The organism is Bacillus sp. TH17, assembly GCF_016651125.1.
GTDB lineage: Bacteria > Bacillota > Bacilli > Bacillales > Bacillaceae_G > Bacillus_A > Bacillus_A mycoides.
In genome coordinates, this window is sequence record NZ_JAEKEN010000001.1 from 2,672,452 (window position 1) to 2,688,682 (window position 16,231).

General features: G+C 33.8%; 18 protein-coding genes and 3 pseudogenes. 5 read left to right on the forward strand and 16 right to left on the reverse strand.

The window, feature by feature from the left end; translation table 11 throughout:
- Positions 1 to 45: 45 nt before the first annotated feature.
- Together JFT95_RS13585 and JFT95_RS13590 are read right to left on the reverse strand one after the other, a co-directional pair.
- Positions 46 to 807, reverse strand: a complete 762-nt coding sequence (locus JFT95_RS13585) for a DnaD domain-containing protein (RefSeq protein WP_201052521.1) — start codon at positions 805 to 807, stop codon at positions 46 to 48.
- 448 nt (positions 808 to 1,255) lie between these two features.
- On the reverse strand, positions 1,256 to 1,837 hold the full coding sequence (locus JFT95_RS13590) for a TetR/AcrR family transcriptional regulator (protein WP_201052523.1): 582 nt from the start codon (positions 1,835 to 1,837) through the stop codon (positions 1,256 to 1,258).
- 221 nt (positions 1,838 to 2,058) lie between these two features.
- On the opposite strand from JFT95_RS13590, the gene JFT95_RS13595 reads away from it, so the two are divergent.
- Together JFT95_RS13595 and JFT95_RS13600 are read left to right on the forward strand one after the other, a co-directional pair.
- On the forward strand, positions 2,059 to 3,291 hold the full coding sequence (locus JFT95_RS13595) for an MFS transporter (RefSeq protein ID WP_201052525.1): 1,233 nt from the start codon (positions 2,059 to 2,061) through the stop codon (positions 3,289 to 3,291).
- Positions 3,292 to 3,422: 131 nt separating this feature from the next.
- Positions 3,423 to 3,596 carry a hypothetical protein gene (locus JFT95_RS13600; RefSeq protein WP_002013769.1) on the forward strand — a complete coding sequence of 58 codons (174 nt, stop codon included), beginning with the start codon at positions 3,423 to 3,425 and terminating at the stop codon, positions 3,594 to 3,596.
- A gap of 213 nt (positions 3,597 to 3,809) precedes the next feature.
- Here JFT95_RS13600 and JFT95_RS13605 read toward each other — a convergent pair.
- Positions 3,810 to 3,932 (reverse strand): annotated as a pseudogene (locus JFT95_RS13605) (IS1595 family transposase); the annotation flags it as partial.
- 97 nt (positions 3,933 to 4,029) lie between these two features.
- Between JFT95_RS13605 and JFT95_RS13610 the strand changes: the two are divergent.
- A pseudogene (locus JFT95_RS13610) lies at positions 4,030 to 4,310 on the forward strand (hypothetical protein); the annotation flags it as partial.
- Positions 4,311 to 4,374: 64 nt separating this feature from the next.
- Here JFT95_RS13610 and JFT95_RS13615 read toward each other — a convergent pair.
- The 13 genes and pseudogenes from JFT95_RS13615 to phaZ all read right to left on the reverse strand — a co-directional run bounded on the left by JFT95_RS13615 (position 4,375) and on the right by phaZ (position 14,377).
- Positions 4,375 to 4,701, reverse strand: coding sequence for a DUF3895 domain-containing protein (locus JFT95_RS13615; RefSeq protein WP_002013774.1), 327 nt, complete (start codon positions 4,699 to 4,701; stop codon positions 4,375 to 4,377).
- A gap of 650 nt (positions 4,702 to 5,351) precedes the next feature.
- Positions 5,352 to 5,846: a hypothetical protein gene (locus tag JFT95_RS13620; RefSeq protein ID WP_016120503.1), complete on the reverse strand. Its 495-nt coding sequence runs from the start codon at positions 5,844 to 5,846 to the stop codon at positions 5,352 to 5,354.
- Positions 5,843 to 6,544, reverse strand: a complete 702-nt coding sequence (locus JFT95_RS13625) for an AHH domain-containing protein (protein WP_201052527.1) — start codon at positions 6,542 to 6,544, stop codon at positions 5,843 to 5,845. The genes JFT95_RS13620 and JFT95_RS13625 overlap by 4 nt, the downstream gene beginning before the upstream one ends.
- Positions 6,545 to 6,774: 230 nt before the next feature.
- The gene (locus JFT95_RS13630) at positions 6,775 to 7,230 is read right to left on the reverse strand and encodes an SMI1/KNR4 family protein (protein WP_002033063.1); all 456 of its coding nucleotides are present in this window, start codon (positions 7,228 to 7,230) and stop codon (positions 6,775 to 6,777) included.
- An 85-nt stretch (positions 7,231 to 7,315) separates the two neighbouring features.
- Complete coding sequence (locus JFT95_RS13635) at positions 7,316 to 7,453, reverse strand: hypothetical protein (protein ID WP_201052529.1); 138 nt, start codon at positions 7,451 to 7,453, stop codon at positions 7,316 to 7,318.
- Between the two features lie 25 nt (positions 7,454 to 7,478).
- On the reverse strand, positions 7,479 to 7,901 hold the full coding sequence (locus tag JFT95_RS13640) for a hypothetical protein (protein ID WP_201052531.1): 423 nt from the start codon (positions 7,899 to 7,901) through the stop codon (positions 7,479 to 7,481).
- Positions 7,902 to 8,648: 747 nt separating this feature from the next.
- A complete protein-coding gene (locus tag JFT95_RS13645; protein WP_033709263.1) occupies positions 8,649 to 9,380 on the reverse strand; it encodes a M15 family metallopeptidase in 732 nt (243 codons plus the stop codon).
- A 48-nt stretch (positions 9,381 to 9,428) separates the two neighbouring features.
- Positions 9,429 to 10,664, reverse strand: coding sequence for a CapA family protein (locus JFT95_RS13650; protein ID WP_002190154.1), 1,236 nt, complete (start codon positions 10,662 to 10,664; stop codon positions 9,429 to 9,431).
- A 539-nt stretch (positions 10,665 to 11,203) separates the two neighbouring features.
- Positions 11,204 to 11,486, reverse strand: a pseudogene (locus JFT95_RS13655) (DUF817 family protein); the annotation flags it as partial.
- 194 nt (positions 11,487 to 11,680) lie between these two features.
- Positions 11,681 to 11,881 (reverse strand): NETI motif-containing protein, encoded by a 201-nt coding sequence (locus tag JFT95_RS13660; protein WP_000166305.1) that lies wholly within the window; start codon positions 11,879 to 11,881, stop codon positions 11,681 to 11,683.
- The gene (locus JFT95_RS13665) at positions 11,865 to 13,061 is read right to left on the reverse strand and encodes an MFS transporter (protein WP_201052533.1); all 1,197 of its coding nucleotides are present in this window, start codon (positions 13,059 to 13,061) and stop codon (positions 11,865 to 11,867) included. Before JFT95_RS13665 ends, JFT95_RS13660 begins: the two co-directional genes overlap by 17 nt.
- Positions 13,062 to 13,174: 113 nt before the next feature.
- A complete protein-coding gene (locus tag JFT95_RS13670) occupies positions 13,175 to 13,399 on the reverse strand; it encodes a hypothetical protein (RefSeq protein WP_002013808.1) in 225 nt (74 codons plus the stop codon).
- Between the two features lie 60 nt (positions 13,400 to 13,459).
- Complete coding sequence (gene phaZ / locus JFT95_RS13675; RefSeq protein ID WP_201052535.1) at positions 13,460 to 14,377, reverse strand: intracellular short-chain-length polyhydroxyalkanoate depolymerase; 918 nt, start codon at positions 14,375 to 14,377, stop codon at positions 13,460 to 13,462.
- A gap of 173 nt (positions 14,378 to 14,550) precedes the next feature.
- Between phaZ and JFT95_RS13680 the strand changes: the two genes are divergently transcribed.
- The gene (locus tag JFT95_RS13680; protein ID WP_002033056.1) at positions 14,551 to 14,970 is read left to right on the forward strand and encodes a MarR family winged helix-turn-helix transcriptional regulator; all 420 of its coding nucleotides are present in this window, start codon (positions 14,551 to 14,553) and stop codon (positions 14,968 to 14,970) included.
- A 15-nt stretch (positions 14,971 to 14,985) separates the two neighbouring features.
- Entirely contained in the window at positions 14,986 to 16,185 is a 1,200-nt protein-coding gene (locus JFT95_RS13685; protein ID WP_002128166.1) for an MFS transporter, read from the forward strand.
- Positions 16,186 to 16,231 lie beyond the last annotated feature (46 nt).

Consider the following 16,231-nt stretch of genomic DNA (forward strand, 5'->3'; position numbering starts at 1 on the left):
TGTGAAAGAACCTTTTAGAAAAGAAGAAATCATTACTTGCTCATGCTATGGATCATACAAACTGAATACTTCTCTCTTACGCACTATTTCCTTTCCTTTATTGAAGCTTACTCGTCCTTTCTTACACCAATTCCTCAAAATCCCCTTCACATAAGCGAGCGTTCGCTTATTATGTTCAAACGCAATTTTAAGTACCTCTAGTACTTTATCTCCTGAAACTCTTTGCATCCATTCCTTTAATTCCTTCGCGATATATGGAGATAGACTACTAATGTTTTGTTCGTAAAATTTATAAACTTCACTATGCGGAGTGGCATCCTCTACTCTTTCTACCTCTTCCTTCTCTTGAATAATTACTTGTTGTGAATTACTACTAACCTCTTCCTCTGGCATACCAAAATACTGAAGTAATAATGGAATCTTGCATTCTTCTTCAAGACATTTACGCAAAAACTTATGTAGGAACTCTTTACTTTTCACCATTTTCAGCTCACGTAATACACATTTCTCTATGTTCGTATTAAAAATAGGATTATAGTGTAACCAATTTATAATGAATAACTCTTTCGTTTCCGCATCATATAAAATCTTCCCGTATTCCACAAACCGGTTCAATAACTTCTCAACAGTTTCCATACTGTAGCCTGTTTCCAGTTCTGCCACACGCTTCGGTAATACGTAAATTCCACATTGCTTCGTTTTCGTACCAGTTAACAAATATATGTAAAAATAACGCTCCTCTGGCGTTAAATCTAATATGAATTCATCTTGCCAAAAGTTCACCTGCACATTACGGTACACCGCCATATATTTACCTCCTCCTTTTATTCATAAAAAGGCAGAATTCAATCCTTCAATATACATATAGGAATGAGGGCTTTGTTTTTTGCATTTGAATTCCAAATTTTTTTAACTACTACAACGCCGGTTTTATTTTTTCGCGCTTTTTTGTTCTTGTAGTTGTTTTTGTTTTGTTTTTTCTTTTCTTAGTGATTTATTACTTGGTAGGTGCTTATGAAGGGCTTGGAAGGGGCTTATATAGTGTTTTCATTCCTCTCTTATCCGATTCCTAATTACAAATGTCTCCAACAATCTTCATATATTGCAGACAACCATTATGATTCACCTGCTCATATTTACACGAAAATAAAAAGCACTTGTTGCCTTCGTAGACAATTCAGTGCTTAAAGTTAAAAGCTTATAAATAAAAGTGTCTATAATCGACATAGTTGATTGAAATACAATTCTGTTACATTTATTTTAGTAACGATAATATGATACATACCGAATTATCTACAACTGAACGTTCTGGGCGAGATTTCATTAACACCGTTAATCCAATTAATGAAGTAACTAGCGTTTGTGCCAATGCTTTAGCATTCACATCACTTTGCAGTTCTCCAGACTGAATTTCTTTAGTAATTAATTCTTGAAATATAACTGAAAGATACATTTGATGTTCTCTAGTCAGCACTTCAAATTTTTCATTATGAGGGGCAATCTCAACCATTGTGTTAATACAAAAACAGCCTTTATTTGATTCTTTTTTATATTCCTCTTCCACCATATTTTCAAAAAATATACGAATGGCCTCTTTTACAGATTGTTCTTTTTGAAGTTTTGTTCGAATGCTAGCTGCGTGTAAATTCGTGTATCTCCGTAATGCAGCTTCAAATAGCCCTTCTTTATCACCAAATGCTGCATATAAACTCGGTCTTTGTATTTCCATTTTAGCAGTTAGATCACTTAATGAAGTAGCAGCGTATCCTTTCTCCCAAAAAAGTTGCATAGCAGCATCCAAAGCTTTTTCTTTATCAAATTCACGTAGTCGAGCCATTTAACCCCTCCTCTTTTTTCACCTGTTTTCTAAATTATAAATCACGTTTTTATGTACTAATCAGTATATTATATATCGTATTAAATTATAAATGATATGTCAAAAGAAACTGAATTTATTTTACAATTCACTTGACATAGCAACTTATCCCTGATTATATTTGACTTACAAAATAACATACCCTTCGGTACATTATTTTAAAAACAAAAGGAGATGATATTATGGATGCTAAAGAAAAAATGACAACTGCTCTTACACAGAATAATGATCAGTTCCAATCACCTATCAATACAATCATGCCCCGCTATATAACTCTATTATTTTCAATAGCTTGCGGGATGGCTGTGGCGAATATATACTTCGCTCATCCTCTACTTGATTCTTTATCAAATGCGTTTAAGATCAACCATTCAACTATTGGTGTCGTTATTACGATTACTCAAGTTTGTTATGCACTCGGATTACTTTTATTAGTTCCACTTGGTGATTTGTTAAACCAAAAAAGACTTATCATTGTTCAAATGCTTTTATCCGTTTTCGCTTTAATTGTGGTCGGAGCCGCTCCTTCCAGTACCGTACTTTTTATAGGTATGGCCTTAGTCGGAATTCTTGCGACTGTTACGCAGACACTCGTCGCATACGCATCCATTTTAGCTAACCCAAAAGACCGTGGGCGAATAGTAGGTTTCGTCACGAGTGGTGTCGTAATAGGAATTCTACTTGCACGTACATTTGCCGGAACATTAACAGATCTAGCGGGATGGCGTTCCGTTTATCTCACCTCTGCTGTACTTATGCTCTTCGTAATTGGTTTGTTATATCGTAATTTACCTAGTCTTGAACATAAAAAAACAGCTATGACCTATCGTAAATTATTACGTTCTGTTCTCTTATTATTTGTAGAAGAAAGGATCTTACGTATTCGCGGAATATTAGCATTGCTTATTTTTACTTCATTCAGTATTTTATGGACTTCATTAGTTTTACCTCTAAGTGTTGCACCATATAATCTATCACATACAGCTATCGGAGCATTTGGTCTTGCTGGAGTTGCTGGTGCATTAGCTGCCACTAAAGCCGGACAACTTGCTGATCGCGGATTCGGAGAGAGAACTACTGGCATAGCCTTATCCTTATTATTACTTTCATGGCTCCTAATTAAATTAATGAACCATTCTCTATTCCTACTAGTTATCGGTGTTATCCTTTTAGATTTAGCTGTGCAAGCTGTACATGTCACCAATCAAAGTATGCTTTTCACAGTGCGTCCAGAAGCGAGAAGTCGCCTCACTGCCAGTTACATGATTTTTTATTCTATCGGCAGTGCAACAGGTGCAATTCTTTCCACAAACATTTATGCAAGCTACGGATGGAACGGAGTTTGTATATTAGGTGCATCCGTTAGTGCTTGTGCTCTTTTATTTTGGGCAATGACCTTACGGCGATCGTCATAAATAAAGGCTGTTTTCTCAAAGATTGTTACTGTTAAAACTAAAAGGCAGATTTAATCTACAAAACGTGTAGAATACTTTGCTATAATCAACCCAGGATATATAATTATGGTTAATCGAAAGGAGGGATAATAATGAAACAAGTAGCTCTCCATCAATTGCACAAAGAGCATAATAAACGAATAGCAGAATTTCATAAAAAACACGAAATTGAAATTCAACGTGGTGAAAATGGGAACGGTTTGTTAGCTAAATGGGAAAGATTTTTTTATAACAAGGTAATTTTCCCTCTAAAGAATGTGAAATAATACCTACCTATTAAATGAATTGTCATCCTTGTACAGTTCATTTTTGTATCGCATTTTAAGTCAAATACGCATTACTCTTTTTTCTTATTCAACTAAACTACTCCATTAGTTAAATAACAATAAACCATTGAATCTACCTAAAAAGCATCTGATTAATGATGCTTTTTATCTTTTCTTAATGCTTCAACTGTGAAACATTTAGATTTTTGGCAAGCTGAAATAAGTATTTGCTCTATCCAAATAATACGTACAAACGCCTTGAAATCGTTCCATCCATCTTTTCAAGCGGCGATGAAAGTTATTAACGTGTTGTATGTGGAATATCCCTTTTTTTACTCGTTGATAGAGAGCAACAATCTATACGAAAACAGCCTAAATAAAAGGAGAATAATTTATTAGTGCATTTTTTAATATACTTTTTTTACAAAACTATAAAATTGCGAAAAATACGATTCAGGATTCTCCAGAACGAACAAAATCCGCTATGAATAATCTTCTAAACACTGTGAGGATTTCATATGCGCCACTACATGAAAAGGCAGTCGAGACTGCAAAAGAAGTTGGTATAGTTGAAGTAAGACGTAACAAGAAAAAAGCAGTTTTCTAAATGCTTACGAAAATATGCATTTAGAACTTGATAGAGAAAGACTCGGTTTCAAACGTAAATATGTAAGATGTAAAAAACAAAAAGGGGTATCAATCTTTCTTGATTGATACCCCTTTTTACTTTGGTTACTGAACTAGCTCCGTAGAAAACATTCATTTAATTCTGGACAACTTATATGTTAAAAATTTCTTCATTCAATTTATAAACCCTATCTCTTTTCTCATCATTTTTGATAAAAGTAAGCTTTCCTTCTGTAACAAACCCTTCTAATATTAAGCATACTTGTCCAAAGGCTTTAGGCTTATTCGTTGTAAATCTCTCATCTGATATTTTACCAGATCGTATTAATTGTTCGCATAGCTCAAGTGCACTTATTTCTTCAGAATTAAATAATCCCAAAATATCTTTTTGCAAGGGCGATAAAGGTGCTGGGATCTCAGCTACCTCCACTTTTTCTTTTTCTTCTTCAAATAAATCTTCAAATGAAATTTGATTCATTACATCTTTTCCTTTCTAACAACTGATTTGTATAACATGAACTGAATCCTATAGGTACGAGAACTTTAAATATTAGTTATTGTTATGTAGTACTTACCTTATTACATGAATTTCAAACTCATGTCCGTAATTCCATATAGTATGTTTCGATTATACCAAATATACGTTCCGTCTTCTATTGTAGAATTTTTTATAACAGGTATGAAGGTAATAGTGAACATTTATCTCCCCGTTAGTTGTATACACTATGTAAAAAAACAGAAAAAGTTTACATAATAAAATTATAGTTCTCTGTTGAATTTCTACGCTAAAACGTAAAAAAGCACTTGTTGCTTTTAGTTGACAATCAAGTGGCTTTAAGTTCATCTGTTTTTAAGTAACATTAAATTTGTCAGTTTTATAATAACAGTAGGACACCTTTTGTATATCATGACAACTACTACGTTAAAACTTACGAGTTTGTACGTTTTCGTTAGTTTTATGTCCATTCCATGTGTTTTTATATTCATGCCCCAGTAAAATGTCATCTCGCCTAAGCTCGTACTTCGTTTTCTATTCTATCATTGCACGTAGTACTCTATGATGGTACAGCCATCATGGGTCTCTACTTTTAAACCACTTATTGTTTTTCTTTCCACCACAAATATACTTTATTTTTTATCTGGTGAATATACAATTATTCTCCCTTCTGGATATTCACCTTCCCATCCACAAGGCCATCCCCCAAGCTTATAAACCTCAAAGATTCTTTCATAAAAATTATCAACTTTTCCATTTACTAAACGATTTAGTGCACACATATGTAAATCTCCAATTATTTCTTCAAAAATATCAATATATTGTAATACAAAATCACCTGGATAGTTCTCGGATGATTGAATAATCTCCCTTATAGTACGCTCCATAGAGTTTAAATCATGCTCATATAATTGTCCTATTATTTCCCCACCTTCTGAGGATTTAATATCTTCCCAAACGTTTTCAACCTCATCCAAACCTTGAGACCATGCCAATTCTTGTGCTCTTTCATACTCATTAACCATAACAACATCACGATTTAGAAGGTTTTCATTATGAAAAAGTTGTAAATTTGTAATAAAATTAATAACCTCTTCGACTAATTGAGTGTTTTTTCCGTACTTCATTTATTTATCCACCTTTCCCAAAGTTCTTCAGTAGCACCGCCACCTCTTTTCCAAATCTTTATTTCTTCATTTAATTTTGTTTTGTAAAACTTCTCAATACCAATTTCTAATACCTTTGATTTGTATAATGGCAAGCCACTTTCTGTACCTTTTTTTAATTTTTGTTGCAATTCAAACACTTGTTGTTCCAACTCCTTAATACTTTGATTGATATTTAATTTATCTAACTGATCTTTAACCACATTATTATATACACTATGAAATCCTCTATGCCTAGACAAAGCACTTGGATCTTTTGCTGGTATCGGTAAAAATATCCCGTTATCAGCATGATCCATATCCATTCCAATTTTCTTTAATACCGGATGATTTCTTAAGTTTTTAGGTATTATATTTTGCGCCTGATATCCTTTCCGTGATGCAGAACGTGGAAGCCCCATGGATTCCAATATATTTTGCCCTAATTTTGTAGAACTACCTCCTGTAACCTTTCCAGGGGTACCTGGAATAAGTCTAGTAGCTTCTTCACCCGTACCCTTAACCCCACCACTCTCCAAATTCGAGATCCTACTCTGAATACTCGCCTTAGAGGCATCATAGGCTTCTTGGAATTTCCCGCTATAGTTCGTTCTAGTTCTAACGACACTTCCATCTGGCAGTATTTCTACACCTTTAACGAATGGGGATACGGAGTCCACACCTTTTGCTAATGTATTTTCAATTATATAATACTAGTAATTTCTGTTAGCCTTAATTTATAGCATGCCTATCTATTAAAAAAGCACTTGTTGCCTTTCGTAGACAATCAAGTGCTTTAAATTCATATGTTTTATATGTAACATTAATCCATCACTATTCTTTTTTCAATAGTCCAACCAAAGCTAGTTGATTTGGATATTTTACATATTTACTTGCTAATAATGCAATTCTATTTTTCAGAAAGTTCATTAACAAATTCTGTGAAACTAGAAGCTATTTTTCTAATAAATTTTGATTCTAATTCTCCTTCATCATCTATATGGTATGTATGGCAGTGGTAAACACTACCTATATCGCTACCATGGATTGATATGCATATAATGTTATCAGCCGGGTCTTTCCCTATCGGAATAAATTTAGAGGGTAATTTATTCCCCTTGATATAATAATTTAAAGAATTTTGCAGATTATTTTCTGTTTCCTCTGATAGTGGAAAGAACATCATAATTGATGACGTAACCACATCATCTTTCGTACTAAATCTCCTTCTATTAGATTTACCACCATTATCCTTTAATAAAAAACTCTTATAATCATCTGGTAATTTTAATCCATTATTTTTTTCAAAACTCTCTATATCTTCTATTTTAATTTGTTTAAAAGTATATTCAAAACTAAGATTCATAATTCATCAACCTCCAACTCATTCATTTTCATTAAAATACAACGAATTTATTTAATTTGTAAAAGTACTACAAATATATTCAATTTCAGTTCGCACATGTAACATATGCTTTTAAGTTTTTCGCTTCGTTTAAAGAATCCTTCATACCATTTTCAATATTTTGCGCGTAAGAAATGGCACTTGCAGTGTTACTTCCTATAATTTCAACCTCTTTACCACTCATGTTGATTCCCCCATTCTTTGTATGCTTAATGGATAAGATTTTCAATTTCCTTTTTCTTTTCTTCAAAAGCCTTGGTCGCTGCATTGTATGCGGACGCTTTCTCCGCTTCTGCTTTCGCTTTATATTCCAAATACTTTGCATAAGCTGTACCTATCGCAGATCCAACATCCCTTAATGCACTTTTAAAATAGGATAATACTGTATTTAAGTCTTCATCCTTTTCATGACGTTTTTGTTCAAATTCAACTGCCGGAATTTTATTAGCTTCTAAGCCATTACTTTTACTCTCATAATCTCTCTTCGCTGATTCAGCATCTTGAATGAATCGTTTTAACTCTCTTTCTTGATCTTTTAAATAATCATGTAATTTATCATACTGATCTCGTTTCCTCGCGCTTTCTGTAAAACCCGATGCATTTAAAAAAGCATTATATAATTCATCTAACATCTTTCTCCCCCTTTATTACAATAACCATGTAGTTAAATTCGTATATTTAAACATGAATATTCATTACATTAAGAATTAATAAATAATTATTTTTGCATATTGCTCTATCAAAGGGATTTTAACATTTCCATATTTTATAAAGTGAAACTTTAATCAGTAGGGGTTTTGTTCATCTCCTGCTGAATTTTGAGGTGGGAGTTTTACTGCCCTCAAATAGCGGGATAAAAAGCTGTCGCACTTTTCTTCAATAAAATGAAACTGGGATCAATATGACTATATATTTATGTGCAGAAATAATAAAAAAACACTGCCAAGCGCAGTGTTCCGGCTACCTCCACATATCTAGTAAGCTAAGAAAAGCGACCATCCAAAACAAAAAAGATGGCGAGGTTAATTTTGTAACATCTCGAAAGCAGGCAGTCTCTAAAGCTTAGTTAAGCAGATACAGTAATCAACTATTCTATGTTACGAATGAAAAAGGATCTGATATGAATATCAGATCCTTTTTCACTGCTTCTTTTATACATTTAAGTTCTTCATACATACATCGCTTCACACGAAGTTGCTATTTACTAGTACACGATAACCGGTTCATACGTGCTTAAATTATTATACACAGTATTCGCAATACTAGAAGGAAGGTTCACACATCCTCTAGATCCGCCTTTTCCCGTAGCAGTACATAATTTTTTCCTTTGAGGAAAGGAAATATGTCCACTGGCTTTTTAATAGAAGCAAATTGTATTTTTACTTGCTAGGATTAATTTTTTCGCAATACTCTTCTAAAGTTAATCCTTTTTCTTTTAGATAAACAGCAACTTCTTTTCCTACATAACGATAATGCCATGGCTCATACTTAATGCCAGTAATATTCTCTTTATCTTTTGGATAGCGGAGAATAAACCCATACTCTGCAGCATTCTTATCTAACCATTTGAATGCATCAGTCGTTTCAAATTTTGCATTTAAATCTTCTACAGTATTCTGCCATTCAACTGAAATAATGTCTAATGCTAATCCAGTGTGATGTTCACTTGCACCAGGATACTGAAGATATTCCAATGCCTTAGCACTAGCCTCTTTATCCGACAAACCTTGAGATTTATAGCTTTTAACTGAAGCATCATAATAAGTTTGTTGTAATTTTATAGCTCGATAACCTGATCTTAAATAAAGATTGATTCCCTCTTTTTTTGCAGCTGTTACCATATCCTGATAGGAAGTTGCAATTCTGCTATCGATTTTCATATTTGGCTTAGCATTTTGAGTGATACTTGTTAATTCAATCCCTAGTTCCTTTGATAACATATGTTCTCTATTTACAAGAATAATTCTCCAATCATTAAGATCAGAGATAGGTAAAACATCTTTTTTATTCGCATTTATCTCATTTTTATTTTTATCGTTATTATTAGTAGTTTCCTGAGATGTTTGTTTTCCACTACAAGCAGCAAGGCTCCATCCCAATGTCAATACCAATGCTAAAATTATAAATTTTTTAATTGTATCTCATTCCCTTTTTGTTTATTAGTCTTTATACCAATTTCCCAACACATCTCTAGGAATATCCTTGAAATCCTTCAAAGAAACGGGACCTACAAATTTTTTAATCCCATGATTTTTAGAATTTTCATCCGAATAATCTTTTAAAAATTGAATTTTAAATTGTTTCTTACCATCAGCATAGTCGGTTACTGTCGGTACGAGTGCCGCTTGTCGTATACCAAAAGTTTTATCTTCATACTTAACAAATTGTATATAAGATAATCCTCCAACCAATGTTTCTAATTTTTCTTGAGCAGAAATAAGATTTCCAAGAGAATAATAGATTAGCGTTTGATGTCCATCTTTATTTTGTTTCCATTCAATTGGTTGAATTACATGTGGATGATTTCCAATTACTACATCTACACCTAAATCTGTTAAATATTGAGCAACTTCTTTTTGTTGTTTTGAAGGTGTAGAGGTATATTCAACTCCCCAATGCACCATAACAATCACCATATCAGAACTACTCTTTGCCTTTTCCACATCATTTTGTATCGCTTTTTTATCAATTAAATTTAATGCCCAAGACTTATCAGCTGGAATTTTAATTCCATTCGTACCATATGTATAATTAAGTAATGCAAAATGAATCCCATTTTTTGTAATCGTTTTTATTTCATTGCGCTCGTTTTGACTCTCATTAATGCCTACCGGGATAACATCCGGATATTTCTTCCAGTATTCTCTTGTATTCGCAACACCTTTAATACCCATATCCATAGCGTGATTTGTCGCTTGAGTCACTATATTGAATCCAGTATCCACTAAAGATTGACCTACTTCTTCAGGTGTATTGAAAGTAGGATATCCCTGTACTTTTAAATTATTTCCTGCAATCGGGGTCTCCTGGTTCACTATAGCAAGATCACTTGATTTAACAGCTTTTTTGATATTTTCATAAATATAGTTATAATCATATGAACCGTCTTTTTGTTTGCCATCTTTAATTACTGCGTCATGGTATAAATTATCACCCGTTGCTATTAAATTCACAACCGATTTTACTTTTTTATCTTCCGTAAAATTAGGAGATTGTTGAATAGGACTTTTATCTACCCAATTTGGTGCTTTTAAGGATTTATCTATATTTGATTGAGACGGTGGTAATGAAGCTTTAGATGTCTTAACATCCGTATTACCACAAGCGGTTAAAAGCACTAAAAAAATAAGACATAATAAAAAAATTCTTTTACTTCTCTGTAAATTATGTAACATGTAATCCTCTTTTCTGTTTTATTACTTATAACCAGTTCTAACAAATAACTTTTTAAAACAACGTATTTTGGTTTTACACTTAATTATGGAAGGACACTCTGTTACATCTGCTTCAGAATATACGGATATTCCTTTCCACTTTCTAACAATCTATCGATTCCATCAGAATTGATAGATTGCTAGAAAAACATTATCCACCAGGATGTCGACTAGGTTCCAATCAACATCCTCCAGATATTGAACTTGATATACCTGTTCCAATTGTAGTAGCTGGTTAATCTAAACAAGAGAGGAGAATAGTTCATATAGCCTCCTCTCTTGCTTTACGTTTGTGAGTGGCTCCAAAAAGAGGGAATCGCTGCCGTCCCCTCTTTAGATAGTGCGAAGATAGATTGCTAGAAAAACATTATCCACCAGGATGTCGACTAGGTTCCAATCAACATCCTCCAGATATTGAACTTGATATACCTGTTCCAATTGTAGTAGCTGGTTAATCTAAACAAGAGAGGAGAATAGTTCATATAGCCTCCTCTCTTGCTTTACGTTTGTGAGTGGCTCCAAAAAGAGGGAATCGCTGCCGTCCCCTCTTTAGATAGTGCGAAATCTGTGTAACTAATTTCTTTAAGTTGAGCGACAATCATTATACTGATAACAACAAGTAAGACCCAAGAACTTATTTTATCAATATACGAAAAAAGTAGCAATATTTTCTGCGATCCATATAAAGAAGCCAATTAGGAGAAATGAAAAAGGAAGTGGCATTTTATATGTGTTGTTTCGCACTGTGAATTGTACATAAGTTTTAGCAAAAACAATAAATAAAGGCTCTGTTGCAAAGTTTTCTACATGAAGCTACAGTCTAGAAAACAGGATTTAGAAGAATTGGGCATGTCTTTTCGTTCTTCCCAGAAAATATATTTTCCTTCACTGATCAAGTGTAAAAAAACAAGCCATCCAATTCATAGAGGATGAATTGGATGGCTTGTTCTGTATCAAAAAGAAAATCTGTTATTTGATTACTTCAATTTCCCCTCAAAAACAATTTTTCTACCGCATGGTTCAACTTCTGTTTTGCCGTTTTTCTTCACTTCATGAAAGATTGGTTCTTCCATGCGACGAGACGGTGCATAGCCTTCTTGTTCCATACGTGCTAAGCAGTCTGTAATTGTTTCGTTTTCGAGTACTTCAAATTTCTTTTTATTAGGTTGTTTTGTCATGCCCTAACCTACTTTCTATTTTTCTTGATGCGAATTGATTCTTCATGTAGACCATATATACCATTGCGAGAATTCCCATTATAATCATAACCGCAATAAAAAAGCTTGTATACTGTATTTTTTCTATAAATACGCCTCCTAATACAGGTCCCATAATACTTCCTATACTAAAGGCGATTCCGGATAATATATTACCCCCTGGTAGTAAGTGTCTCGGTAATAAATCTGTCATAAATCCAAGCCCTAATGAGAAGCACGAGCCAATGACCATACCTGCTATAAGCATACATGCAAAGACGATCCAGTAATATTGATCAAATACTGCTGCAAGTAGGAAAATGCCCGTACTTACGCTGAACGTCCACGTTAAAATACGATCTCTTCCGTATTTATCACTTAATATACCGAGTGGAATTTGTGTAATAATGCCCCCAACTGCGAATGCTGGTAATAAGAAGGAAACTTCCGATACAGACCATCCTTTGCGAAGTGCGTATACTGGTAAGTTACTATTTAACATCGCTTCAAGTACGCCGTATGCGAGCGGACCAATTAGCGCAATCCAAGCTAATCCAACGACTTGTTTATAACGAGAAAAGGATGATTTACTTTCAGTTTTTGCCTCAGCTTGTGCTGGAAATGCATTTTTCGTTGGTAGTAGTAAAAGCCATCCTATTAAGCAAAGTATAGTAGATACGATAAATGGTGTTGCAAGACCGTACTGAACAGTGCTTGCTAAATACGGGCCAACTGCGAAACCAATTCCGAAGAATACACCGTATATCGATACTTGTCTACCTATTTTACTCGGGTCTGATGTTGTCGTAATCCATGTTTGTGTTCCGACATGAAGCATATGATCTCCGACTCCAACTAGAAATCTAAGAACGAACCATACCCAAAATGAAAAAGTTTGTGTAAAAAAGAATAATGAAATAATAACGAGAAACCCACCAATAACGATAATTGGCTTCATTCCAAACTTTTGCATCGGTTTTTCAAGAAACGGTGAAATAACTAATATCCCAATATATAATGCCGTCGCATGAATACCGTTAATACTTGAACTAACCCCTTCTTGTTCAAAAATCATTGCAATGGCAGGTAAAAGCATCCCTTGTGACAAACCTGAGATTGCTACAATTCCAACCATAATCCAAAAAGTAAAACGCATCGACATCCCTTTCCCTCTCCTTCTCACGCTTTCCACTTTTCATTATAAACTGTTTCTTCAAATGCGTGTACGAATATTCATAATAAAAAAGAAGCTAAAAGAATGAACCTTTTAGCTTCTTATCCTTCCCATACTTGCGCTTTCACATTGTAATGAAAATGCTTAAAATATGGATTTTCATAAAATGAAGGCCCAAATAAAATCGGATGTGTATGGACCATTGATTGCTGCACTTGCAAAGGAACTACAGCTGGTGAAACTTGCATATACATCGGATTTATAATCATTTTTATATATTGATGATCATTATATGGAGAATGATATATTAAAAATGGATTATGCATTGACTCTCTCCCCTTATACATACAAATGCTATAGTATATGCAAGTTTTATATTTCGGGAATTATTTATTGTCTAACCAATCCTCAACATGTTTTATAAATACATCTAAACAATCTATAAACGGTGAGTGTCCGCAATCTTCTAATATCTTCAACTCTGCATTTGGCAAATGTTTTGCTAATTCCTCACCGACTACTTGCGGTACGACGTAATCTCTGTCACCTTGTATGACGAGTGTTGGAGCTTTAATATGATGAATTTGCTTATTTCCCTCTACAACCCCGTTATGTTCATCCGAAATATTAAATGTAATGAGCGCATAATTCACATCTACGAAATTACGTTGCGTTAACATATCATCTAAATACTTTTCATAACGATCCGGTTCAGGTTGATTATGTGTATATATTAATAGATTCCATACTGTACGGTAATATAATTTATTCATATTTTTTATCGCATCTAGCACTGGAGCAATTTGTACTGGATCTTGCGCGATTTCTTCTTTCGTCTTTACTAAACTTGATACGATCGGTTGCCCGTTAATATCTTTTTTAAAAATTGGATATCCCTTCATTCCCACTGATTCTACTAAAATCAACTTTTCGACAAATGTTGGATGATTCGCTGTAAATTGCATCGCAACACCACCGCCCATTGACCAGCCCATTAATGAAAATTTTTCTAGTTTTAATTGATCGATAAATAGTTTTACATCTCTTGCAAAGTCTTGTAATGAATCTATCGATTGATTATATGTTGATTGGCCAAATCCTCTTAAATCAAGAGCGTAAATATGGTATTGATCTTGCAACTTTTCAATAACTAAATCCCAGTGTTGTGACGATGTCATGTTCCCGTGAATGAGTACAAGAATTTCTGTATTTTGCCTTCCAACTTCCTGATACGCAATCGTTTCTCCGTTCGATAGTGAAACAAACTCCATTGTTGCAGGCTTAATCATCACATGTTCCCCCATTCTATTTAATAGAAAAAAATTCTTTACTTAATTAAAGAATACCATTTAGAATGTACGTTCTCAATACAAAATCTATACGAAATTTCCACATAAAACAACATGTCTATTACTAGACAAGTAAAATAAAAAGGTATATAGTTAGCTAGGTAACTAATTTGAAAGGATCAAAATACATGGACGAAAAACAACATTTTTTCCACATTGTCAGTCAAACTTCTCGTAAGTTTACGAAGAAATTTAATGAACGTGTATCTCCAACAGGATTATTTAGTGCGCAATGGGCTGTTATTTTCCGCATTAATCAAACTGGATCTTGTACCCAAACAGAATTATGTCAATATTTAAATGTTGAATCACCAACGATGACTCGTACGTTAACACGTATGGAAACGATGGGCTGGATTATTCGTACTGAAGGAAAAGATCGCCGTGAAAAGTTGATTTCATTATCTGATACTGCACTAAAAATGATTCCAGTATGGCAAGAAGAAGTTGATTCCTTTGAAGAAAAGACGCTAGAAGGTATTAAAGAAGAAGACTTACATGAAGCTTTTCAATTGTTACAACAAATTATCAAAAATTTAGATCATTAATATGGAGGGATGACGATGCAAAGTGAAAAACTTTGGACGAAGGATTTCCTCGGAACTTGTTTTAGTAGTCTGTTTCTCTTTTTAACATTTTACATGCTTATGACTACTCTGCCTGTCTATGTTATAGACAGCCTAAAAGGAAAACCTGAGGAAATTGGTTTAGTTGCAACTGTTTTTCTTATTTCATCTGTTTTATGTAGACCATTCACAGGAAAATGGCTCGATGATTTAGGAAGAAAGAAAATATTATTTATTTCACTTTCACTATTTTTAGCCGCTACTGTTATGTATTTCGGTACGCAAAGTTTATTTTTATTACTTGCCCTTCGCTTCTTACATGGTATTGGATTCGGAATGGCAACAACAGCAACTGGAACAATTGTAACTGATGTAGCACCAGCTCATAGACGCGGCGAAGCACTTGCTTATTACGGCGTATTTATGAGTCTACCGATGGTAATTGGTCCTTTTTTAGGTTTAACAATTATTTCTCATTTTTCATTTACTGTACTATTTATCGTTTGTTCAGTATTTTCATTACTCGCATTTTTATTAGGATTACTAGTCAACATTCCGCATGAAGCACCAGTAAACAAACAAAAACGAGAAAAAATGAAATGGAAAGACTTAATTGAACCATCTTCTATTCCAATCGCTCTAACAGGATTTGTTTTAGCCTTTTCTTATAGTGGCATTTTATCCTTTATTCCTATTTATGCGAAAGAACTCGGTTTAAGCGAAATTGCAAGTTACTTCTTTATTTTATACGCACTTGTTGTGGTCATTTCTCGTCCATTTACAGGGAAAATATTTGATCGTTTCGGTGAAAATGTACTTATCTATCCCGCTATTATTATTTTCACAATTGGGATGTTCATTTTAAGCCAAGCGCAAACTTCATTTTGGTTCCTTGGCGCAGGTATGTTAATCGGTTTAGGATACGGAACATTAATTCCAAGTTTCCAAACGATTGCAATTTCTGCCGCTCCAAACCATCGACGTGGTTCTGCAACAGCTACTTACTACTCGTTCTTTGATAGTGGCATTGGCTTCGGTTCTTTCATTTTAGGTATAGTCGCTGCCAAATCAAGTTATCATAATATGTATTTTATCGCAGCTATTATCGTTGCGTTCACTTTACTTCTATATTATGGATTACACGGACGAAAACAAAAATTCAAGAAACAAAGTACAGACGGACAAATATCTGCTTAACGTTCATAAGGAAAGTAAACTTACCCGTTTACTTTCCTTATTTTGT